Source organism: Paenibacillus sp. FSL H7-0350 (genome assembly GCF_038593195.1).
GTDB lineage: Bacteria > Bacillota > Bacilli > Paenibacillales > Paenibacillaceae > Paenibacillus_AQ.
This window is the reverse complement of sequence record NZ_CP151972.1, coordinates 3,656,027-3,678,700: the sequence shown is the minus strand read 5'-3', so window position 1 is coordinate 3,678,700 and position 22,674 is coordinate 3,656,027. Positions and strand designations below refer to the sequence as shown.

Annotated in this window: 19 protein-coding genes, 1 pseudogene and 1 riboswitch; of the genes and pseudogenes, 11 read left to right on the top strand and 9 right to left on the bottom strand. The window is 54.9% G+C overall.

The genetic code is table 11. The features are described 5' to 3' along the window. Positions 1-177: 177 nt before the first annotated feature. The 7 genes and pseudogenes from NYE24_RS16860 to NYE24_RS16830 all read left to right on the top strand — a co-directional run bounded on the left by NYE24_RS16860 (position 178) and on the right by NYE24_RS16830 (position 5,639). On the top strand, positions 178-1,113 hold the full coding sequence (locus NYE24_RS16860; RefSeq protein WP_076161266.1) for an ABC transporter ATP-binding protein: 936 nt from the start codon (positions 178-180) through the stop codon (positions 1,111-1,113). A 15-nt stretch (positions 1,114-1,128) separates the two neighbouring features. Next, entirely contained in the window at positions 1,129-2,295 is a 1,167-nt protein-coding gene (locus NYE24_RS16855) for an ABC transporter permease (protein ID WP_036694719.1), read from the top strand. Then, positions 2,288-3,448, top strand: coding sequence for an ABC transporter permease (locus NYE24_RS16850; protein ID WP_342479142.1), 1,161 nt, complete (start codon positions 2,288-2,290; stop codon positions 3,446-3,448). Before NYE24_RS16855 ends, NYE24_RS16850 begins: the two co-directional genes overlap by 8 nt. A gap of 108 nt (positions 3,449-3,556) precedes the next feature. Further along, a complete protein-coding gene (locus NYE24_RS16845) occupies positions 3,557-3,880 on the top strand; it encodes an L-rhamnose mutarotase (RefSeq protein WP_076161261.1) in 324 nt (107 codons plus the stop codon). Positions 3,881-4,030: 150 nt separating this feature from the next. Beyond that, positions 4,031-4,231, top strand: a pseudogene (locus NYE24_RS16840) (cation:proton antiporter); the annotation flags it as partial. A gap of 91 nt (positions 4,232-4,322) precedes the next feature. After that, complete coding sequence (locus NYE24_RS16835; RefSeq protein ID WP_342479141.1) at positions 4,323-5,177, top strand: hypothetical protein; 855 nt, start codon at positions 4,323-4,325, stop codon at positions 5,175-5,177. 141 nt (positions 5,178-5,318) lie between these two features. Beyond that, positions 5,319-5,639 carry a hypothetical protein gene (locus NYE24_RS16830; protein ID WP_342479140.1) on the top strand — a complete coding sequence of 107 codons (321 nt, stop codon included), beginning with the start codon at positions 5,319-5,321 and terminating at the stop codon, positions 5,637-5,639. Positions 5,640-5,985: 346 nt separating this feature from the next. On the opposite strand, the gene NYE24_RS16825 is transcribed toward NYE24_RS16830, so the two are convergent. The 4 genes from NYE24_RS16825 to NYE24_RS16810 form a co-directional block, all read right to left on the bottom strand. Then, complete coding sequence (locus NYE24_RS16825; protein WP_076161251.1) at positions 5,986-6,783, bottom strand: ABC-2 family transporter protein; 798 nt, start codon at positions 6,781-6,783, stop codon at positions 5,986-5,988. A gap of 19 nt (positions 6,784-6,802) precedes the next feature. After that, a complete protein-coding gene (locus tag NYE24_RS16820; RefSeq protein WP_342479139.1) occupies positions 6,803-7,612 on the bottom strand; it encodes an ABC-2 family transporter protein in 810 nt (269 codons plus the stop codon). Continuing rightward, positions 7,590-8,639: an ATP-binding cassette domain-containing protein gene (locus NYE24_RS16815; RefSeq protein ID WP_342479248.1), complete on the bottom strand. Its 1,050-nt coding sequence runs from the start codon at positions 8,637-8,639 to the stop codon at positions 7,590-7,592. The genes NYE24_RS16820 and NYE24_RS16815 overlap by 23 nt, the downstream gene beginning before the upstream one ends. 175 nt (positions 8,640-8,814) lie before the next feature. Next, complete coding sequence (locus tag NYE24_RS16810) at positions 8,815-9,165, bottom strand: hypothetical protein (RefSeq protein WP_341027288.1); 351 nt, start codon at positions 9,163-9,165, stop codon at positions 8,815-8,817. A 209-nt stretch (positions 9,166-9,374) separates the two neighbouring features. Between NYE24_RS16810 and NYE24_RS16805 the strand changes: the two genes are divergently transcribed. After that, positions 9,375-10,151, top strand: a complete 777-nt coding sequence (locus tag NYE24_RS16805; protein WP_342479138.1) for a LuxR C-terminal-related transcriptional regulator — start codon at positions 9,375-9,377, stop codon at positions 10,149-10,151. A gap of 104 nt (positions 10,152-10,255) precedes the next feature. Here NYE24_RS16805 and gcvPB read toward each other — a convergent pair whose 3' ends face one another. The 3 genes from gcvPB to gcvT are packed head-to-tail and all read right to left on the bottom strand — an operon-like array spanning position 10,256 to position 14,186. Next, the gene (gene gcvPB / locus NYE24_RS16800) at positions 10,256-11,716 is read right to left on the bottom strand and encodes an aminomethyl-transferring glycine dehydrogenase subunit GcvPB (RefSeq protein ID WP_342479137.1); all 1,461 of its coding nucleotides are present in this window, start codon (positions 11,714-11,716) and stop codon (positions 10,256-10,258) included. Next, complete coding sequence (gcvPA, locus tag NYE24_RS16795; RefSeq protein ID WP_036694732.1) at positions 11,713-13,065, bottom strand: aminomethyl-transferring glycine dehydrogenase subunit GcvPA; 1,353 nt, start codon at positions 13,063-13,065, stop codon at positions 11,713-11,715. Before gcvPA ends, gcvPB begins: the two co-directional genes overlap by 4 nt. Next, positions 13,062-14,186, bottom strand: a complete 1,125-nt coding sequence (gene gcvT, locus NYE24_RS16790; protein WP_341027285.1) for a glycine cleavage system aminomethyltransferase GcvT — start codon at positions 14,184-14,186, stop codon at positions 13,062-13,064. Before gcvT ends, gcvPA begins: the two co-directional genes overlap by 4 nt. A 184-nt stretch (positions 14,187-14,370) precedes the next feature. Continuing rightward, positions 14,371-14,468, bottom strand: a riboswitch (glycine riboswitch). 184 nt (positions 14,469-14,652) lie between these two features. On the opposite strand from gcvT, the gene gcvH reads away from it, so the two are divergent. Beyond that, positions 14,653-15,045: a glycine cleavage system protein GcvH gene (gene gcvH / locus NYE24_RS16785; RefSeq protein WP_342479136.1), complete on the top strand. Its 393-nt coding sequence runs from the start codon at positions 14,653-14,655 to the stop codon at positions 15,043-15,045. A 100-nt stretch (positions 15,046-15,145) separates the two neighbouring features. Here gcvH and NYE24_RS16780 read toward each other — a convergent pair whose 3' ends face one another. Further along, positions 15,146-16,021, bottom strand: a complete 876-nt coding sequence (locus NYE24_RS16780) for a flagellar motor protein MotB (RefSeq protein WP_342479135.1) — start codon at positions 16,019-16,021, stop codon at positions 15,146-15,148. After that, positions 16,018-16,803: a flagellar motor protein gene (locus tag NYE24_RS16775; RefSeq protein WP_342479134.1), complete on the bottom strand. Its 786-nt coding sequence runs from the start codon at positions 16,801-16,803 to the stop codon at positions 16,018-16,020. The genes NYE24_RS16780 and NYE24_RS16775 overlap by 4 nt, the downstream gene beginning before the upstream one ends. 181 nt (positions 16,804-16,984) lie before the next feature. Here NYE24_RS16775 and uvrB point away from each other — a divergent pair, with 181 nt between their 5' ends. Both uvrB and uvrA read left to right on the top strand, forming a co-directional pair. Then, positions 16,985-18,976 carry an excinuclease ABC subunit UvrB gene (gene uvrB / locus NYE24_RS16770; protein ID WP_342479133.1) on the top strand — a complete coding sequence of 664 codons (1,992 nt, stop codon included), beginning with the start codon at positions 16,985-16,987 and terminating at the stop codon, positions 18,974-18,976. A 686-nt stretch (positions 18,977-19,662) separates the two neighbouring features. Then, positions 19,663-22,539, top strand: coding sequence for an excinuclease ABC subunit UvrA (gene uvrA / locus NYE24_RS16765; RefSeq protein WP_036694741.1), 2,877 nt, complete (start codon positions 19,663-19,665; stop codon positions 22,537-22,539). Positions 22,540-22,674: the final 135 nt, after the last annotated feature.

Sequence of the window (22,674 nt, the reverse complement as noted above, 5' to 3'; positions counted from 1 at the left end):
TAAAATATCCCTAATCCGTGTCGACATTCTTCTCAGGTATATCCATCTTAGCATAAGAGTGCTGCTCTTCAGGAGATGACTTTCGTCACCTCCGGATCATGACCTTTAGTACCTTCGCTTATCCCTGCCCTGCAGTACAATGAGAGTATGAGATTGAAGGAACAAGGGGGCGCAGCAATGGCACTTGCGGTACTTAGCGATGTTGTGAAGAGATATGACGGTAAGCTGATTGTGGATCACGTGAATTTCAATATACAGGAGGGTGAAATCTTTGGCCTGCTCGGCCCGAACGGTGCAGGGAAAAGCACGACCATCAGCATGATCTGCGGGCTGCTTCAAGCCGACAGCGGCGATATTATTATCGACGGGCTGTCCGTAAGGGAGCGGCCGCTTGAGGTGAAGAAGCGTATCGGGCTTGTGCCCCAGGAGCTGGCGTTATACGAGAACATGACGGCAAGTGATAATGTAAGCTTTTTCGGCAGACTCTATGGGCTGCGCGGACAGCTGCTGAAGGAGCGGACGTGGGAAGCGCTGGAGTTCACCGGCCTAAGCGACCGGGCGAAGGATAAACCGTCCACCTTCTCGGGAGGGATGAAAAGACGGCTGAATATCGCCTGTGCGATCATGCACCGGCCGCGCTTGATTATTATGGATGAACCCACAGTCGGCATTGATCCGCAGTCACGCAATCATATTCTGGAATCCGTGAAGGCTTTGAATAAGATGGGGTCGTCGGTGATCTACACCAGCCATTATATGGAGGAGGTAGCTGCGATCTGTGACCGGGTGGCCATTATGGACCAGGGGCATATCATTGCCTGCGGTACGGAGAACGAGCTGCGCGAACGGGTGGCCCACGAGGAGAAAATCGTTGTGAAGGCAGCGGGCATCACCCCTGCTTTAGTGAACGAGCTGGGGCAGCATCCCCGGATCAACCGGGTAGAAGCTGTGCAGGATGCGATCGAGCTGTATCTTCCCTCCTCGCAAAGTGCGCTGCAGGATGTTCTGTTTATTTTCTCCAAGCACGAAGGGGTTATTGCCTCCCTGAATATAGAAGAGCCGGATCTGGAGACCTTGTTCCTTAGTCTGACCGGCCGGACCTTGCGGGACTAGAGAGGGGGGATAGGTGTGAATATCTGGATCATTATGGGGTTTGAGCTGCGCAGACAGCTCCGTTCACGCACATTGCTGCTTAATATGTTCCTGCTGCCGCTGGTGCTGATCTTCCTCTTGGGCGCGTCCCTCTCCGGGGTGGTCGGGGTGCAGGGGGCAGATGAGATCAAGCCTGTACGTGTAGCTATTGTGAATACCGGAGGCGGAGGGGCAGAAGCATCTGCGATCCTTACGGATTTTCTGGAGACGCCTGAGGTGAAGGGGCTCATTATTCCTGTCAAAACAGAGAGCCGTGAAGCCGCAGAGAGCGGGCTGCGTACCAGTAAATATGCCTATGGGGTTATTGTTCCTCCGGGCTTTGATCAGGAGGTGCAGAGCGGTAAGAAGGCGAGTCTGGAGTTCATTCTGGGCAGGAGCCATGACGATAACCGGGTAGCCGGAACCGCCTTCGACAATCTGCTCATGGAGCTGAATTATAAGCAGGCGGCAGCCGTTACCCTTGGACCGCAGGCGCTTACAGCGACTTCGGTACCTGCCAGTAAGCCGGGGGTGGTGCTGGGAGATCTGAACAATGGCGGGAAGACCTATTCGGCGGCCCAGTTCTATGCGGCGTCCATGCTGCTGATGTTCCTGATGTACAGCGGACTTACTGTGACAGCCTCACTTTTTAACGATAAAGAGAACCATACGCTGTTCAGAATCCAATCCATGCCGGTAAAAGACAATCATCTGTTCATCGGCAAAATGCTCGGCGTAGGCCTGATCAGCATCCTGCAGTGCCTTACGATTATTCTGCTGTCTGACTGGCTGTTCGGCGTCTACTGGGGGAACCGCCCGGGACTGCTGCTGCTGTTCTGCCTGCTGATGATTGCCGCCTCGATGACGCTGGGCGTACTGATCTGCCTCTTCAGCCGGACCTCGGCGGCTGCTGCGAACATCATTAGTGTCCTGACTATAGTGATGACCTTCGTCAGCGGAGGAATGGCGCCGCTTCCCGATTCCTGGGTGAACAGCGCAGGGGCATTCACGCTTAACCATTGGGTGCAGCAGGCGGTCATCCGGATGATGCTGCATTCCGGTCTGGAGCAGCTTTTGCCGAATCTGTGGGTGATGTGCTTCATCAGCGCGGCTTTGTTCGCGGCAGTGATTGTCTCATACCGGAAGGTGGGTTACCGTGGATAAAATATTAATCATTGCCTGGAATATGATCAGACGAAGCATTGGCACCTTCAGGGGGCTTATGGTATTCATTCTGCTTCCCGGTGTAGTGGTGGCAGCGATTATCTCCCTTACCGGAGGGATGGCGGAGGAGCCGGCAACTGTGCTATATGCCAACTCGGATACGGGGGCAGCCGGCAGACATTTGATTACGGAGCTGGAGCAGGCCGGAGAATATAAGTTCGAGCCGCGCAGCGACGAGGTCGCTTTGAAGGAGGCGACAATTAAGCAGGAGGGAACGGTGGGGGTGTTCATTCCTGCCGGGTACACTGCCGCCTTGCTGGCGGGGGAGCCGCCACAGATCAGTATCTATGAGCTGCGGGCAAGTGAAAGCTCAATCATGATGAAGCTGAAGATCACCGCCACTGCCGCTCAAATTGCCGAAGCGGCGCATACCGTTGCTGCCGCAGGCGGGGGAACAGGCGAAATGCAGGCGCAGCTCGCTGCTGTACTGAAGCAGTCGGAGCAGCACAACGTGGGCAGCACACGCACCGATTATGATCTCTATCCGCGGCAGACGCTGGGCGTAGTTACAGGGATGACGCTCATGTTCCTGATGGCGCTGGTGACCAGCTCCGTCTCCCAGATCACGGATGACCGCAGAGGGCGTACCATGATGCGTATGTTCAGTGCGCCGGTCCGTTCTTATGAGATTGCACTTGGTAACTTCCTTGGCAGCTTTCTGGTGGGGCTGATTCAGATCCTGGTCGTGCTGGTCCTGGGAAAATGGGTGCTCCGCTATGATTACGAGATGCCGCTCTTTCTCTACTTCCTGGTTCTGGCGGCCTTCATGCTGGTATCTATGGGCATCGCCAGCACCGTTGCAGGCCTGATCCGCAATCCGCGTAATGCGGGGATGCTGAATTCGCTGATTCTTACACCGACCTGTATGCTGGGCGGCTGCTTCTGGCCCGTGTCCATCATGCCGGAATATATGCAGAAGCTGGCTAACTTTACACCGCAGAAATGGGCGATTCAGGCGGTGGACATTGCCGCAACCGGCGGCGGCTGGAATGAGCTGTGGCTGCCGTTTGCAATCCTAGGCCTGATGGCAGCAGTTCTGCTGGCGATTGGCTCTGCCATTCTCCGTCCGAATGAAGCGGGAATCAGCACCTGAGATCGAAGCGTAACCTTGCTGCCCTCCATGTCTAAAACGGACATATTCAAATTGTATAATTATGTGATATGATCGGATCAAAGGAATGCATGACAGGGGGATACGAGGATGGGCAGCAATAAGCTGGCTTGGACCTGGAAGGTGAAAGAGGAATACTTAGAGGAATACGTACAGATGCATCTGGAGCCGTGGCCGGAGATTCTGGAGGAGCACAGCAAAGCGGGCATCCGCAATTATTCGATTTTTCAGAACGGCAACCAGTTCTTCTATTGCTTTGAATGTGAGGATACGGAAGCTGCGTTCGCCTACATCGCCGGGAGTGAGGCCTGCAACCGCTGGAATGCGATCACCTCAAAGATGGTCGAGGGCTCCTTTGATTTCAATGATGCGGTTCCGATGGTGCCGCTGCGTGAGGTCTTTTATCTGAAGTAATCCGGTTTACAGCAATGTTCATTGGAGCGATTCTGGAGAGAATCGTTTGAAGTGAACTGAATAATTCAGTGTTATTAGGAGGAGCCTGTCACGCAGGCTTCTCCTTGTCGTTTTACGTGTTTTTTAGGATAAAAGGAGTGAAAATCGCAAGCTCGGCTGACCGGGTTCAATACGCGTTCCTCGCTCATTATCGGCGCAGGCATGATCTCCAGAGGCGAAGTCGCCCTGATTATAGCCGCCACCGGTCTTGCGAGCGGACTGCTGCTGCCGCAGTGTTTTACCAGCGTGATTATTGCTGTAATGGTAACCACACTCGCCACGCCGCCGCTGCTCAAGGGAATGTTCCGGTGACTATTTTTTAAAGAAAATAAGACAATCTCTAAATTTGTGGACCGTGATAATCTTATATAATGGGTTGTACTCCAAAAATGATTAGAGGGGAATGAGTCCTATCCGGTCTAAAACTACAACACTGGCAGCGGGCACAGTTCTGTCGCTTAGCCTGCTGCTGGGATGTAGCAGCCAAAATACATCCGCCACCGGTACTCCGGCGGCAGAACCGGCTTCGTCTGCCTTAGTGTCTGCTTCTGCGTCGCCATCTGCAACTCCTACTGCTCCTGCGCAGACCGTGTCATCTGCACCAACTGCTTCCGCAGCGGCCTCGGCAACTACATCCGCAATGGCCCCGGCAACTACAGCCGGACTCACCAGCCAGTTCCCGCCGGAGGGTCTGGCCGGATCAGTGATTATCGATTCCGTGAATGCCGAAGGGACGGTTCGCGCGAAAACCTCAGCCGGACCAGGCGAGCTGCTGATGATCGCAAGCGGCCCCGAGGAGCGGGGACATCTGAATGTGTCCAGCAATGACGGCCTCGAAGGGGAGCAGACCTATCAGGCTGATTACTCTATCGTGTACCGGACGGGGGACCAGGATGAGGTATTGCTGGAGCTGCCTGCTTTCTTGTTCGTGCAGCCGACCGACCGCGTGCTGAAATTAGCCGTGGTCTCCTTTGCGAAGGCAGAAGTCTATCTGCTTGCGCCCCAATACAAGTCAGGGCACGGACTGGTTGCTTATGCTTTTGCTAGGGAGAAGGAAAGCGGAAAAGTGTTTCCGTTATCCTTCAAGCTGGGAGAAATTGTGCATGATACGCTGGTGTACTCTGAGCTGCCGCCGTTCCCGGCCAACCAGAACGAACAGTTAGTGGTGTACTTGCCAGTAGGGGCCGGAGGCGACCCGGAACCGGGACCGCAGAGGTATGAGATGGACCTCGCTAAGCGGCAATTTGTCGCACAGTAGAACGAAGTAGAGTAAAGTAAAGCCTTCCTTTTAGCCGGAATTTTCTTTCAGGTAACCAAAGGGAGGTTTTTTAGTATAGTAAGATACTGAAAATCAAAGGGAGTGATTCGGGAGGCTGGCGGAAGGATTCCGGATAGGCGGATGAAAGGGATAAATCCCTCAGATGATGCTGAAAGTGGGCGGATGAATGAAATGAGAGGGATAAATCCCTCAGATACGGCTGGAAGTGGGCGGATGGGTGGAAGGAGAGGGATAAATCCCTCAGATGTGGCCGAAAGCGGGCGGGTGAGTGGAATGAAAGGGATAAATCCCTCAGATGCGGGCAGAAAGTGGGCGGATGAGTGGAATGAGAGGGATAAATCCCTCAGATGCGGGCAGAAGTGGACGGATGAGCGGAATAAGAGGGATAAATCCCTCAGATGCGGGCAGAAGTGGGCTGAAGGAGCCAATGAGGAGCATTAGTGCCCCTGAATTCGTAGATAGTTGGCTAAATGGCTGAATGAGGAGCATTAGTGCCCCTGAATTCGTAGATAGTTGGCTAAATGACTGAATGTGGTGCACTAGTGCACCTGAAATCCTCAAATGTGAGTAAAACCAGTAAATGAAGTGCACTAATGCACCTGAAATCGCCAAATGCGCGCCAATCCGGCAAATAAGGTGCACTTCTGCACCTCAGCACCCTCAGCACCCTCAGCACCCTCAGCACCTCATTCACCCTACCCCCGGCTACCTTAAGCTCCCCCAGCTCCCGCCGGAACCCGCCGCAAGTGAGCGGCGGACTGCCACACTACCACACCCGCCGCACTCCTCAGTTCCCCGTACTCTCATACCGGGACAACCCGTACCGGAAGACCCCGTAAGCCGCAGCCGCGCTTCCAATTGCCGCGACAGGGGCGAGCAGCCACCAGCCGGACCAGCCGCTTTTGCCGAAGATATAGGTTGCCGGGTAGAAGCTGATGAACGCATAGGGCAGCACCGTCGAAATGAAGATGCGGATCGCCTGCGGAAACAGGGTAATCGGGTATTTGGCCAGATCGGACAGATTATGCACCATCAGCGGAAACGCATTCCCGGCATTGCGAATCCAGAAGGCCGCTGAATTGCCCATGAGATTAATGGATACCCGGATAATGACCGCTGTGACGAACAGCAGGATAAGAATAGCGGCCTTGCCCGCAGTCCAGTGGATAGGGCTGTGCATGAGCGACTGCCAGATGATCACCCCGCCGATGAGCAGATTGCCGAGTCCGTTAATCCCAATCCCCGTGCAGAACACCTGAAGAACCACCGGCACCGGCCGCAGCAGATAACGGTCCAGCTCCCCTGTGTTGACCAGCCTGCCCAGCCGCCAGCTTCCCTCGAAGAACAGCGAACCCGCTCCCTCCGTAAGGAAGATCATGGCGTACATGAAGGTGACCTCCCAGAACTGCCAGCCTTGAATATCCGGAATCCGGTCATAGATCACCCACAGGAACACAAATCCCAGAACCTGCGTCAAGGCCGCCGAGCACATTAGGATGTAAAAGTCTTTATTATACTCCAGAATCGCCTTAAGCTGCTGTACATATAGCCTTCTATAGAGATAGAGCATTTGCGATATTTTCATTCTGCGTCCTCCTTCAGCCTTAGCCTCCATGAATGGTCACCTGGCGGACCGCCCAGTTCCACATGGCTTTGCCCGCCATCCAGAGCGTTGCCCCCCAAAAGAGCTGAATCCCGATCAGCCTTAGGCTCTCCCACGTATCTGCCTGCTGCAGGAAGATCATCGTCGGCGTATGAATGATGGCCTGGAAGGGCAGCAGCAGCGCCAGCTTTTCCAGCCAGTCCGGGAAGAAGGCCAGCGGTACCAGTGCGCCTGACAGCAGGTTGGTAAGCGCAATCCGCGTCCAGACTATCCCCAGTGACCCCGTCGACCAGAAGCATAACAGGGCCGCCAGATAGACCACGCCGAATTTGACCACAACCGCGCAGAGCAGACTAACCGCAAACAGCAGATAGACGATAAGCGAGTGGGGGAAGGTCACTCCGGTAAGGAAGGTGGCGAAGACGATCAGCAGAACCGTGCTTATCGCCCCTTCCAGCAGACTCGTACCCAGGGTCTCAGCGAATCGGGCCGTCTGAAAATCAATCGGCTTCAGCAGGTCCATGGCGACGCTGCCGTCCAGGATTTTGCCGGAGATGGAGGTCTCGGAATACCAGGATAAGACGGAATTGGCCAGGAAGGTCACCAGCAGATAGGTCTTCATCTGATCCCAGGAGTAGCCGCCCACCGCCTCGCGCCCGCCATAGATTCCCTGCCAGAGGAAGAAGATTGCGACCAGATTAATTGAGTTTGCTAGTATATTAATGATGTAGGAGTTCCGGTAGGCCATCACATTCTGCAAGGAGCGGTTGGCAATGCTTCTGTATTTGTTAAGCCGGGCTGCTGTCGTCATGGTGCGTCCGCCCCCTTGCATCCCGGTGCTCGTTCAGGTCCAAATGGCCGTCATAGACAGCCTTAATGACCTGCTCTATATGGGTATCCTCCATGCGGAAATCGAGTACCTCCCCATGCTTCATCACCCGGCTGACCACTTCACTGGCGGTATACTCATACCGGTCAAAAGTGACGGAGAACTCCTGGCTGCTCTGCTGTTCCAGCTTCAGCCCGGGGCTCTGCTCCAGCAGCTCGTGCAATTCCGGCATAGGGGAGCGTACCTGGAAGAAGATCACACGGTTTTTGGCAAAACGGGCCTTGACCTCGCTCAGCGTACCGTCATAAATAATCGCGCCGTGATCGATAATGACCAGCCGCTTGCACAGGTCTTCAATGTCGCCCAAATCATGGGTCGTCAGCATCACGGTCGTCTGCTGCTCCTGGTTGATCTGCTTGATGAACCCGCGGATCTTCTCCTTCACGGATACATCAAGGCCAATCGTCGGCTCATCGAGATACAGAATCGGCGGGTTATGCAGCAGGGCAGCGGCCAGATCGGCACGCATGCGCTGACCCAGCGAGAGCTTCCGCGCGGAGAGGTGGATGAATTCGCTCATCCCTAGCATTTCGGTGAACAAGTCCATGTTCTTCCTGTAGAGGACATCCGGAATCTGATAGATATCCTTCAGCAGCGAAAAGGACTCGGCAATCGGAATATCCCACCACAGCTGGGTACGCTGCCCAAAGACTGCGCCGATCTGGGCGGCGTTTTCCATTCTTTTGCGGTACGGATTGATCCCGTTCACCGAGATACTCCCGGAGGAAGGCATCAGAATGCCGGTCAGCATCTTGATAGTGGTCGATTTACCGGCACCGTTCGGTCCTACGTAGGCCACCGTCTCCCCGGCTTCAATGCTCAGATTCAGCGGCTTGACCGCCACCTTCTCGATATGCCGGGGCAGGAACAGATGCTTCACCGCTCCCTTTAGGCCGGGCTCCTTCACCGCCTGCATAAAGGACTTACTCAGTCCTCTGGCTTCAATCATACTCAAGCTTAACCCTCCTGTTCATTGATTTGAAAGCGTTACCGCAGATGCATGCGGAGAAAATATCTGAATCCTCAGCGATCGAAAGACGTAAGAGTAAATATATCACTGAGCCGATGTCGAAAACTATCAGATTAGGTCGATTTTGCAAAAAAAATCGGCAACCCCGGATAGACTACACCAACCGGGATTTGCCGCTCCGCTTAAGGAGAGTCTGAACGGCGAACCCTACCAGCAGGGGAAGCGCCAGCTGAACCTCAAGTCTCCAGTCTACAGCATACAGGTCTACGAGGTTAATCTGCTTCAATAATACATAGGTCACGTTGTATAAGAGGAATGAACAGCTGAAGGTGAGTAGAGGGATCAGATGCAGTGTCCTTTTATTCTGCAGCAGCCGGTATCCCGCAAGGGTTAAGAGTGTATAGCTGGCCATGATGAAGAGGGCATAATTACTGCCGAAGCGCAGGAAGGATACCATGGCGGTAGCCAGATTGAGGGCAGTCGATAGATAGCCGATGCGAAGCATGTCGAACCTCCTGGAATTATGTAGAAATATGAGATGAACAGATTTCTACATTTTACAGCGCTAACGCGGGGATTTACAGATCCAATACTGAATGTTCATTATTCCGTAATTGTATGTTATAATGCTTTCTTTTAAAATTGATGATATAGGAATTGGTAAATATGGAGGGATCGTTTGTGAGAGTCTTTAATCAATCAAGAGCATGGAGTATGCCTGGGGATTTAGAAGCTAGCGAACTTGAAGCCTTCCGGCCCCTGGAGGCAGCTAAGGCCCAAGTCCAGGGAGGGATGTCCGTGGCGGCGGGTGCTTCCGAAGAATCCAGGGAGCACATCTACCATAGAGCTATGATTTCTTCGATCCGCAGTGAAATGAACAAATTAAGCCAACTGCTCTCGATTCCATATGTGGTATTCCTGACAGACAAGGCGGGGACCATTCTGGAGCTGGTCTATTCCTCTTCGGAGACGCAGGCGGAGATGGAGCAGGCGGAGCTGCGTCCGGGGGTCAGCTTAAGCAGGCAGCAGGCGGGAATGAATGCCGTATCGCTGGCGATGGAGATGAACTGCATCGGGGTAGTGCGGGGAACGGAGCATACGGATCAGACCTTCCGCGACTGGAACTGTGTATGCGCTCCGCTGCAGGATGATGATAGCGTTTACGGGTATGTTGATATTTCTTTTAATAGAGGAGAGCCTATTGAATTCGCCGTTCCCTTCGTGCAGCAGATTGCCGAGAATATCATGGAGAAGTGGATGGAGAAGAACCCGGAGATGCAGCAGTATCGGCTTGAGGCCATGCTTCTGGAATATAAACTGACTGCGCGGGAGCAAGAGGTAGCGAGGCTATGGCTGATGGAGAAGAGCGCGCTGCACATCGGGAGCGATCTGGGGATCAGTGAAGGCACGGTGCGCAATATGTTGAAGAGCATCTATAGTAAAATGCGGGTGAATGACCGCTTCCAGTTCGTGAAGCGCCTTACGCCTTAGCCGGGAGATCCGCTTCCGGGTACATACAAGACAGCCGGGCAGCGATACGAATGTATCCCTGACCCGGCTGTTTGATTTAGAAGCCTAGCTTCTCTGGCAGAAGGTTAACCGCAGGAGCAGTTAAGTACAGGCTTACGCGCGGCCTGCGTCTCATCGAGGCGGCTGATTTCAGTCGTATGCGGTGCGTTAATCACTATCTCCGGCGTTTCCTCAGCTTCCTTAACGATTCGGATCATCGTCTCAATGAAGCCGTCGAGCGTCTCCTTGCTCTCGGTCTCGGTCGGCTCAATCATCATACATTCCTCTACCGTCAGCGGGAAGTAGACGGTTGGCGGATGATAGCCGAAGTCAAGCAGCCGTTTGGCTACATCGAGGGTACGGACGCCGTATTGCTTAAGGTTCTTGCCGGACATGACGAATTCATGCTTGCAGATGCCCGGGAAAGGAATCTCGAAGTAAGGAGCCAGCCGGTGCATCATATAGTTGGCGTTCAGCACGGCGTTCTCGGACACCTCACGCAAGCCGTCAGGACCGTAGGTGCGGATATACGCATAAGCACGGACGAGAATGCCGAAGTTGCCGTAAAAGGCTTTGACGCGGCCGATCGATTCCGGCCCGCCGCAGTCCAGCGTGAAGCTGCCGTCCCCGTTCTGTGCTACAGTAGGCTGCGGCAGGAAAGGGATCAGCTTCGCCTTCACACCGACCGGTCCGGCTCCCGGACCCCCGCCGCCATGCGGCGTACTCATCGTCTTGTGCAGGTTGAGATGCACCACATCGAAGCCCATATCGCCCGGGCGGGTAATGCCCATAATCGCGTTGGAGTTCGCTCCGTCATAATAGAGCAGACCGCCCGCTTCATGGACAATTGCGGCGATCTCAACGATCTGCGTCTCAAAGAGTCCGAGGGTACTCGGGTTCGTGAGCATCAGTGCAGCGGTGTCGCTGCCGACAGCTGCCTTCAGCGCCTCAAGGTCAACCATGCCCTTGTCATTGGACGGGATGGTGACCGTCTCAAGGCCGGCGGCTGCGGCGCTTGCCGGGTTGGTGCCGTGCGAGGAATCCGGCACGATGACCTTGGAGCGGACCTCGCCGCGGCTCTCATGGTAGGCACGGATCATCATCAGGCCGGTCCACTCGCCGTGGGCACCGGCAGCGGGCTGCAGGGATACGGCATCCATGCCGGTCAGGGCGGCGAGATCCTTTTGCAGCGTGTACATCAGTTCAAGCGCACCCTGGATGCTCTCCTCCGGCTGGTACGGATGGATCTTGGAGAGTCCCGGGAAGCGGGCGACATCCTCGTTGATCTTCGGATTGTACTTCATTGTGCAGGAGCCGAGCGGATAGAAGCCGTTGTCAACTCCGAAGTTGCGGCGGGACAGGGCGGTATAGTGGCGGATCACATCCACCTCGGATACCTCCGGCAGTACGACCGGCTCACTGCGCAGCAGCCCTTCAGGAATGAGTGAGCCAAGGCCCTCGTCCTGCGGCACATCACACAGAGGCAGGGAGTAGGCAGAGCGGCCTGGACGGCTTAATTCAAAAATCAGACTTTGTTCCGGTTTCATACACAGCCCTCCAGTGCGCTTGCGAATTCGTCAATTTCGGTCTTGCTTCGTTTCTCCGTTACGGCCACCAGCATATGTCCGGCCAGCTCGGGATAATCCCGGCTTAAGTCATAACCGCCCAGATAGCCTTCCTTCAGCAGCTTGGAGTTAACCGCACTCACACTGCTGCCCTCCGGGAGCTTCAGGACGAATTCATTGAAGAACGGGGCAGTGAAGACGCGCTCTGCGCCAGTGATTTCAGCCAGCCGCCCAACGGCATAGTGGCTCTTGCGGATGTTCAACTCACCAACCTCGCGCATGCCCTCCTTGCCCATCACGGACAAGTAGACGGAAGCGCACAGCGCCAAGAGCGCCTGATTGGAGCAGATATTCGAGGTCGCCTTCTCACGGCGGATATGCTGTTCGCGGGCTTGCAGCGTCAGCACGAAGCCGCGCTTGCCATTCCGGTCAACCGTCTGGCCGACGATCCGGCCCGGCATCCGGCGCATGAGCGGCTCGGCAACGGCGAAGAATCCGCAGGTCGGACCGCCGAGCGAAGCGGCAATTCCCAGCGGCTGCGCGTCACCGACAACGATATCTGCGCCAAGCCGTCCGGGAGACTCCAATACGCCAAGTGCAATGGGATTCGCGCTGACGACAAGCAGTCCCTTAACCGCATGGATCAGCGGTTCGATCCCGCGCAGATCCTCAATCCCGCCGAAGAAGTTGGGGGACTGAACCAGAACGGCAGCGGTATCGCTGTCGATGGCTTCGGCCAGCTTGGCAAGATCCGTTACCCCGTCAGCATAGTCAATCTCTACAATTTGCAGACCCCAGGCGTTGGCGGAGGTACGCAGCACCTGACGCGCTTCCGGGTGAACTGTACGGGAGACAATCAGTTTCTTGCGTTTGGTGGCGCCTGCGGCCAACACAGCCGCTTCGGAGAAGGCGGTTGCGCCGTCATACATACTGGCATTGGCAACCTTCATGCCGGTCAGCTCACAGATATAGGATTGGAATTCAAAGATCGCCTGAAGCTCCCCCTGGCTGATCTCCGGCTGGTAAGGAGTGTAGGCAGTATAGAATTCCGAACGGGAAATCACATGGTTGATGACGACCGGAACGTGGTGGTCGTACAATCCGGCGCCCAGGAAGCTGGTGTGGGTATCGAAGTCGGCATTCTTGTCAGCCAGGCCCTTCATATGGCGAAGCAGTGCGTATTCGTCCAAGGCGCCGGACATCGGCAGGGTTCCCTGGTAACGGACAGACTGCGGAATATCGGCGAACAGCTCATCGATGGATTGTATGCCTACGGTCTCCATCATTTCTGCGCGGTCTTGCTCAGTCATTGGCAGATAGCGGTGCTTCATTGCGGCTTCACTCCTTGGCTTCTTTTGTAGAATGGGGCTTTGATGACGGCAGCCTTGAGCTGCTTGCCGCGAATCTCCACGTACACCTCTGTGCCGATCTCCGTATAGGCAGCGTCCAGCAGGGCGAGTCCGAGATTCCGCTTCAGGGTCGGGGACTGGGTGCCAGTCGTTACTTCACCGATCTTCACTCCGTCCGCGTACACAGGGTAGTGGGAACGGGGAATGCCGCGGTCGATCATCTCCAGGCCCACAAGACGCCGGGGCAGACCGGCTTCCTTCTGCTTCAGCAGGGCATCGCGGCCGATGAAATCGCCGGCGTCCAGCTTCACGAAGAACTGGACACCGGCTTCAAGCGGCGTAATCTCCGCCGACAGCTCCTGGCCGTACAGCGGCAGCTTGGCTTCGAAGCGGAGCGTATCGCGTGCGCCGAGTCCGGCAGGCGTCAGGCCATGCGGAGCGCCAGCGTCCAGCAGGCCGTTCCAGAGTGCTGCTGCTGTATCTGCGGGAGCATACAGCTCGAAGCCGTCCTCACCGGTATATCCGGTACGGGAGAGCAGGACGGTGACGCCGCAGACTTCAGCGTGTTCGAGGAAGTGGAACGGCTTAAGCTCTGTTAGAGACACCTGCGTGACCTTGGCCAGAATCGTCTCTGCCAGCGGACCCTGCAACGCGAGCAGCAGCGTCTCATCCGAGATATTCTTCAGGCTGACGCCGCTGAATTCAGCGGTAAGATGCTCCTGCAGCCACTGGAAGTCCTTGTCGATATTGGACGCATTGACGACAAGCATGTAACGCTCCACGCCCAGCCGGTATACCAGCAGATCGTCCACCACTCCGCCGCTTGGGTAGAGCATCAGGGTGTACTGCGCCGCGCCGTCTTCCAGGCGGGTGACATCATTCGTGGTCATTCTCTGGAGGAAGGCTTCTGCACCGCTCCCGGTAACCATGAATTCCCCCATGTGGGAGACATCGAACAGTCCGGCCCGTTCACGGACGGCTTCATGCTCCTTCACGATGCCGGTGAACTGCACCGGCAGCTCCCAGCCGCCGAAATCAATACATCTGGACTCCGCATAAGCGGCATAGAGGTCATAAAAAGGCGTTCTTCTCAAAGACTCCATCTTGTCACTCCCTTGGTCTGATTACATACGAAAAAGGACAGGCGAAAGCCATTATGCACGCATGCATAAATGGACTTCCGCTCTGTCCTTGGTACCTGAGAGTTACCCTGCAATGAAGCGCAGGTTTCCCCGTTGGTGATCCGTGAAGCCTGCGGCACAGGCACCCGGATGCTCTCCAGAGATGCGTCCGGCAAAGGTCCTTTTGCCTGAGAGATTCACCCATCCCGGGCTTACTCCTTCGGCGCTGTCTTCCTGTGAGACAGTCTCTCCCTATGCCATCATTCGCAAACCATATGTTTTTCTACTGACTCCATTAAACCGGGTAACCCTCTGCCCTGTCAATCAAAAAACGTCAAAAAGTTGACAAATTTAATTTTACTGTCAGTTATATTGACATTAGGCAAGCCGATAACTTAGGCTATAACTAAATTTAGAACTCCAATTACGGAAAAGAGGCGGCTTGGACATGAGTGAAGTGCTTGACAACCTGCTATACAGCGAAGAGCATGAGTGGGCGCAGCAGGGCGAGGGACGCGTAGTACGTGTAGGGATTACGGATCATGCGCAGCATCTGCTGGGCGATATCGTGTTTGTAGAATTTCCGGAAGTAGGCGCGGCGATCTCCGCAGGCGACAGCGTGGGCAGTATCGAATCCGTGAAGACCGTATCGGAGCTATATTCACCCGTATCAGGCAAGGTGACCAAGATCAACGATGCGCTGGAGGCCAGCCCGGAGCTGATCAACGATCACCCTTACGGGGACGGCTGGATTTTTGAGCTGGAGCTTGATGCAGAGTTCGGAGAGGCAGTAACCGGCCTGCTGAATGCGGCTGCGTACAAGGAACTGGTTGGGGAATAAAAGGTAGCTTATTTGCGGAAGCGGATGTTAATACGGCAGACCTCTCTTTATAACATTAAATGTTACTAATGTGAGAGGTCTGTCTTTTTGCGTCTGTATCTTACTCCTTCTCCTGAAGCTGGCGCAGCACAATCAGTTCAACCCGGCGGTTCCGCTGCTTTCCCTCAGTGGTTGTATTATCGTAAGCAGGCCGGGTATCGGCATAACCTGCGTACTGGAAGGTATCAGGGCTCAGCCCCTCTTTGTCCAGAAAAAAGCGCAGGACGGACAGCGCCCGGGCGCCCGATAACTCCCAGTTGTCTTTGTACACTGATCCTGGTGTCACGGGAACATTGTCGGTGTGGCCTTCGATGCTGATGGTAGCGCCGATACCGCGGAATAGGCCGGAGAGCTGGCGCAGTGCAGGGAAGGCAGGGGATTTCAACTCAGCCTTTCCCGCATCGAACAGGAACCGGTCACTCAGCGTGATGGCAATGCCCTGCGGCTTATCAGCAACAAAAATCTGTTCCCCAAGGTTATTCTCCTCCACATACTCCGTGATGACGCCCATAAGAGCAGCCAGCTTCGCTTCCTGTTCCCGAAAAGCAAGCTCGCGCGCTGACGGCTGGTGCCCCGCCCCATCTCCTGTTTGCCCGGTTCCATTCAGCCCATCCGCATCCGCAGAGTCTGTGGCTGAAGGAGCGTCAGCGTCTCCACCGTCTTCATTATGAGCCTTCGAAACGCCAGCCCCGGTGATTCCCTGATTGCCTTCCAGCACGCCGCTTCCGCCTTCCAGCACTGCACTTCCGCTCTTGAAGGTATCCGATAAGGAGCCGCTGACAATGGCATACTTCTGCGAATCCAAGCTGCTCATAGCATACAGAATCACGAAGAAAATAAGCAGAAGCGTGATCAGATCCGCGTAGGTAATCATCCAGCGGTCCCGGCTCTCCTTGCCGGCGGCGGCACGGGGCTGCCGGCGGTTTCTTTGTCTCATAGCGGTTCCTCCGGGCTGGTGCCGATGCTGCGTTTAGGAGCGTCTGTCAGGAAAGGGGCCAGCTTTTGCCGGACCAGATGCGGGTGATCCCCGTTCTGCAGGGACAGAATGCCGACGAGCAGCATCTCCATGGTGCCCAGCTCACTTTGGCTGCGGGATTTGATTTTGGAGGCGATGGGTAAAAAGAGTAGATTGGCGCTGGCTACGCCATAGAGCGTTGCTGTAAAAGCTACGGCAATCGACGCGCCCAGATTGGAAGGGTCCGTTAAATTGCTCAGTACCCGGATCAGCCCCATAACGGTGCCGATAATCCCCATGGTCGGTGCATAGCCGCCGGCGGCTTCGAATATTTTGGCATAGCCTTCATATTTCAGCTCCTTGGCATCCATCCCAAGCTCCAGGATCTGGCGGACCTGATCCGGGTCATTGCCGTCGACAATCAGAAACAGGCCTTCACGGGTGAAGGGATCGGGATGTTCTTCTGCCCGTTTCTCCAGGGCGAGAACACCGCCGCGCCGCGTGAGTGCAGCCATGGCAATCAGCTCTTCGGCTTGTTCCCGGCTGGTATCCCGTTGCCGGCCAAAAGCCAGGCGGAGCGCCGCCGGAATGCTGCGGAGCTTGGACCCCGGGAAGCTGATGAGCACCGCCGCAAGGGTGCCGCCGAACACGATCAGGGCAGCATTGGGCTGCAGCAGGCCGGACAGGCTGCCGCCTTCCCACAGAAAGCCGCCAATCATAGCGGCAATCCCGGCCAGCAGGCCGATAATTGTAGTGAAATCCATAAGTTCAGGCTCCTTAAATTTCTATATATTATGGTTTGCAACAGTCTGGGCAACGCTGTATAATAAACGGGAACGTGCATTCCTATCTTCCATATTTTTCAGCATGGTATGGAGGAGGAAGCTATTTGGTTACAATTATAATATATTCATATATTTTAGACGATAGAGGGGAGACGGGCAAATGAGTGAACTTGTCGTCAGTACGAAGACTTTTGAACTGGAGTCCGAGTATACACCCCAGGGCGATCAGCCTCATGCCATAGAAGAGTTAGTAGACGGCATCCGGCAGGGCAAGAAGCACCAGACGCTGCTGGGAGCGACGGGTACAGGCAAGACCTTTACCATCGCACAAGTAATTTCCAAGTTGAACCGGCCTACGCTGGTCATCGCACACAACAAGACGCTGGCTGCGCAGCTGGCGAGTGAGTTCAAAGAATTTTTTCCGAGCAATTCCGTTGATTACTTCGTCAGTTACTACGACTACTACCAGCCAGAGGCGTACATTCCTTCCTCCGATACCTACATTGAGAAAGACTCCAGCATAAATGAAGAAATCGACAAGCTCCGCCACTCAGCGACCAGCTCGTTGTTCGAACGCCGTGACGTTATTATTGTGGCGAGTGTGTCCTGTATTTATGGTCTCGGTTCGCCGAAGGAATACGGAAGCCTGCTGCTCTCGCTGCGGGTAGGGATGGAGAAGCCTCGCAATCAGATTCTGAGCAGGCTTGTAGATATCCAGTATCAGCGTAACGATATTAATTTTGTGCGCGGTACGTTCCGTGTACGCGGGGATGTCGTTGAGATCTTCCCGGCATCCCAGGGAGAACATGCGATCCGGGTTGAATTGTTCGGAGACGAGATCGAGCGGATCACGGAGATAGACGTTCTGACAGGCGAACTGATCGGCGAACGAGATCATATTGCGATCTTCCCTGCGTCCCACTTTGTCACCCAGGAAGAGACGATGCGTGTAGCCCTTGTTAATATTGAACGTGAGCTTGAGGAGCGGCTGGCTGTGCTTAATGGAGCAGGCAAGCTGCTGGAGGCTCAGCGCCTGGAGCAGCGAACCCGTTATGATATCGAGATGATGAAGGAAGTCGGCTTTTGTTCGGGAATCGAGAACTACTCCGGTCCGCTTACCTTCCGTGAGCCGGGAGCTACTCCTTATACGCTGATGGACTATTTCCCGGATGATATGCTGATTGTGATCGACGAGTCCCATGCTACGCTTCCGCAGATCCGGGCGATGTATAATGGTGACCGTGCGCGTAAGACCGTCCTGGTGGAGCATGGATTCCGCCTGCCGTCTGCGCTGGATAACCGTCCGCTGCAGTTCGAGGAATTCGAAGATAAGGTGAGCCAGATTGTATATGTGTCTGCCACACCGGGACCTTATGAGATGGAGCATTGCGATACTATGGTCCAGCAGATTATCCGTCCTACCGGTCTGCTTGACCCGATTATAGAAGTGCGTCCTACCGAAGGACAGATCGATGATCTGATTAGTGAAATCCGTGACCGGGTAGAACGCGATGAACGTGTACTCGTTACCACCCTAACGAAGAAGATGTCTGAGGACCTGACGGACTACTTCAAGGAGATTGGCATCAAGGTACGTTATATGCACTCTGATATCAAGACGCTGGAGCGGATGGCAATCCTGCGTGATCTCCGTCTGGGTACCTTCCACGTGCTGGTCGGTATTAACCTGCTTAGAGAGGGTCTTGACCTGCCAGAGGTCTCGCTTGTCGCCATCCTGGATGCCGATAAGGAAGGGTTCCTCCGTTCCGAGCGTTCGCTGATCCAGACGATCGGGCGGGCCGCGCGTAACTCTGACGGGCGTGTTATTTTGTATGGGGACCGCATAACAGATTCCATGGAGAAGGCAATGAGCGAGACCCAGCGCCGCCGCGAGATTCAAATGGCCCATAATGAGAAGCACGGGATTACCCCGACAACCATCAACAAGAAGGTCCGCGATATCATCGAGGCGACCAAGGTGGCCGAGTCCAAGGCCGATTACCTCACCGGTGTCGGCGGCAAGCTGAACAAGAAAGACAAACAGAGCCTGATGCAGCGCCTGGAGGCCGAGATGAAGGACGCCGCCAAGAACCTGCAATTCGAACGCGCCGCCGAGCTGCGCGATGCCTTGCTTGAACTGCGGGCAGAGTAACCCGGCGCTGAAGTTAACGATCCAGGGAACGGTGCTATTCAGGCCGTTCCTTTTGAAGATAAAGGGGCCACGCCCTTGCGTATCCCGAAGGGACAGCCCGCAGTTGAGCTCTTAGCGCGTATCCCGGAGGGACAGCGTGCTGTTGAAGTCTTTTGCGCATTCCGCAGGAACAGCCCGCAGTTGAGCTCTTAGCGCGTATCCCGAAGGGACAGCCCGCTGTTGCAGCCCTTTGCGCATTCCGAAGGAACAGCCTGCAGTTAAGCTCTTAGCGCGTATCCCGAAGGGACAGCCCGTTGTTGCAGCCCTTTGCGCATTCCGAAGGAATAGCCCGCAGTTGAGCTCTTAGCGCGTATCCCGAAGGGACAGCCCGTTGTTGCAGCCCTTTGCGCATTCCGAAGGAACAGCCCGCAGTTAAGCTCTTGGCGCGTATCCCGGAGGGACAGCGTTGTCGGCAAGCAGCAGCGAGCCGTAACCTGCTCTAATAGTACAGCGGCCCCGTAGGGGTTAGCGGGCCCACTGCCCCAGTAGCCGTCCGTTCACCCGCCTAATTCCTTCCGCCGAGCTTGCGGGTGTCCAGAGGGTGCAACCCTTGGGGCCCTCCCTTGGAAGGGAGGGTTTGGGAGGGATCGAAAATATTTTCCCAAAATGTTTTTCCATTTTAAATTCCCCTTAAAGGAGAGGTACCGTTGGCACATGAAAGTATAGTAATCAAGGGCGCAAGGGCCCATAATCTCAAGAACATCGACGTAACGATTCCGCGTGACCGCTTCGTCGTGCTAACGGGGCTGAGCGGTTCGGGCAAATCCTCCCTGGCCTTTGACACCATCTACGCCGAGGGACAACGCCGGTATGTGGAGTCATTGTCTGCCTATGCCCGCCAGTTCCTGGGCCAGATGGAGAAGCCGGATGTAGATTCTATTGACGGACTCTCCCCGGCTATATCGATTGACCAGAAGACTACTAGCCGTAACCCGCGTTCCACGGTAGGGACGGTTACGGAAATCTATGACTATCTGCGGCTGCTCTTTGCCCGGGTTGGCCATCCGCATTGTCCGGATCATGGCATAGAGATCACTTCGCAGACCGTCGAACAGATGGTGGACCGGATTATGCAATACCCGGAGAAGACCCGCCTGCAGATTCTGGCCCCGGTCATTTCCGGCCGTAAGGGTGAGCATAAGGGTCTGTTCACAGATATCTCGAAGCAAGGCTTCGTCCGTGTACGTGTGGATGGTGAACTGCGCGAAGTGACGGAAGATATTGTACTGGAGAAGAATAAAAAGCATACGATTGAGGTTGTTGTTGACCGGATTGTGATTAAGGATGATATCGAGACCCGGCTTACCGATTCTTTGGAGACTGCGCTGAAGCTGTCCGGCGGTCAGATTCTCGTTGATGTGATGGGCCAGGAAGAGCTGTTGTTCAGTGCCAGCTTTGCTTGTCCAGTCTGCGGATTCAGCATAGAAGAGCTGGCGCCGCGCATGTTCTCCTTCAACAGCCCATTTGGGGCCTGCCCTGAGTGTGACGGGCTGGGGATGAATATGGTAGTCGATCCCGATCTGCTGATCCCGGATATGGAGAAGTCCATTGAAGAAGGAGCTTTCCTGGCCTGGACAGGCAGTACGTCGAACTACTATCCACAGTTCCTGAAATCTGTATGCGAGCATTTCAAAATACCGCAGAATGTACCGGTCAGCAGCCTGTCGCCAGAGCATATGAACAAGCTGCTGCACGGAACGGGCAGCGAGAAGATCCGCTTCCGGTATGAGAACGACTTCGGCCAGCGCAAAGACGCTCTCGTTGCGTTTGAGGGAATAATTCCTAATCTGGAGCGCCGGTACCGTGATACAGCCTCTGAAGGTATCCGTGAGTTTATTGAAGGCTTCATGAGCGCCAAGCCCTGCCATTCGTGTAAGGGAAAGCGGCTCAAGAAAGAGATTCTGGCGGTGACCATCAATGAGCGGAATGTTGCCGATGTGACGGATCTTTCCATTGGGGATTGCCTGGACTTCTTCGCAGATCTGAAGCTTAGTGAGAAAGAAACAGCGATTGCCAATCTGATCCTCAAGGAAATCAGCAGCCGGCTAGGCTTCCTGGTGAATGTGGGGCTGAACTATCTGACCCTTAGCCGGGCAGCAGGTTCTCTATCCGGCGGGGAAGCCCAGCGCATCAGGCTGGCTACCCAGATCGGCTCCAGTCTGATGGGAGTCCTCTATATTCTGGATGAGCCAAGTATCGGCCTGCATCAGCGGGATAATGACCGCCTGATTGCTACACTGGCCCATATGCGTGACCTCGGCAATACGCTCATTGTTGTTGAGCATGATGAGGATACCATGATGGCGGCTGACTATATTATCGACATTGGACCGGGAGCTGGCAAACACGGCGGCCAAATCATTGCCCAAGGGACCCCGGAGGAGATTATGAAGGACCCCGGTTCCCTGACCGGTGAATACTTGAGCGGACGCAAGTTCATCCCGGTGACTGCTAAGCGGCGGCCAACCGATAATGAACGCTGGATCGAGATCCGTGGAGCGAAGGAGAATAATCTGAAGAATGTGAATGTAAAGATTCCGCTCGGTGTGTTCACAGCGGTAACCGGCGTATCCGGGTCAGGCAAATCTTCGCTCATTAACGAGATTCTCTACAAGAGTCTGGCCCGCCAGCTTAACAAGGCGGTCAAGGTTCGCCCAGGCTTGCACAAAGAAATCCGCGGCCTGGAGAATCTGGACAAGGTCATCGAAATTGACCAGTCCCCTATTGGACGTACTCCGCGCTCCAATCCGGCTACGTACACAGGCGTGTTCGATGATATCCGTGATCTGTTCTCCAAGACGAATGAGGCCAAGGTACGCGGCTTCCAGAAGGGGCGCTTCAGCTTCAATGTGAAGGGCGGCCGCTGTGAGGCGTGCCGTGGAGACGGGATCATCAAGATTGAGATGCACTTCCTGCCGGATGTCTACGTGCCCTGTGAAGTTTGCAAAGGCAAACGGTATAACCGCGAGACGCTGGAAGTGAAATATAAAGGCAAAAATATCTCGGATGTGCTGGAAATGACAGTGGAGGATGCAACGGAGTTCTTTAAGAACATTCCGAAGATTCACCGCAAAATGCAGACCTTGCTGGATGTAGGTCTGGGTTATATTAACATCGGCCAGCCGGGAACCACCCTGTCCGGCGGTGAAGCTCAGCGTGTGAAGCTGGCTTCGGAGCTGTACCGCCGCAGCACCGGCAAGACCCTCTATATCCTGGATGAGCCGACAACCGGCCTGCATGTGGATGACATCGGCCGTCTGCTTGAGGTACTGCACCGTCTGGTCGATTCAGGCGAATCGGTTCTGGTTATCGAGCATAATCTCGATGTCATCAAGACGGCCGATTATATCGTCGATATGGGACCGGAAGGCGGCAGCGGCGGCGGTACGGTCCTAGCCACTGGAACACCGGAGAAGCTGATTACTGTTGAGGAATCCTACACTGGCCGCTACCTGAAGCCTGTCCTGATCCGTGATACGGAACGTACGTTGGCTATGGAACTACAGACTTCTGAGACGGTGTAGCTGATAACCCTAATACCCCATGTCCCTTCTTACAGGAGAGGCATGGGGTATTTTTAATCTATTGCGGCAGGTTTCACAAGTTTCATACATTTTGGGGAGACAGAACGCCCCCTTACTTATTCTCTAACTTGTAGA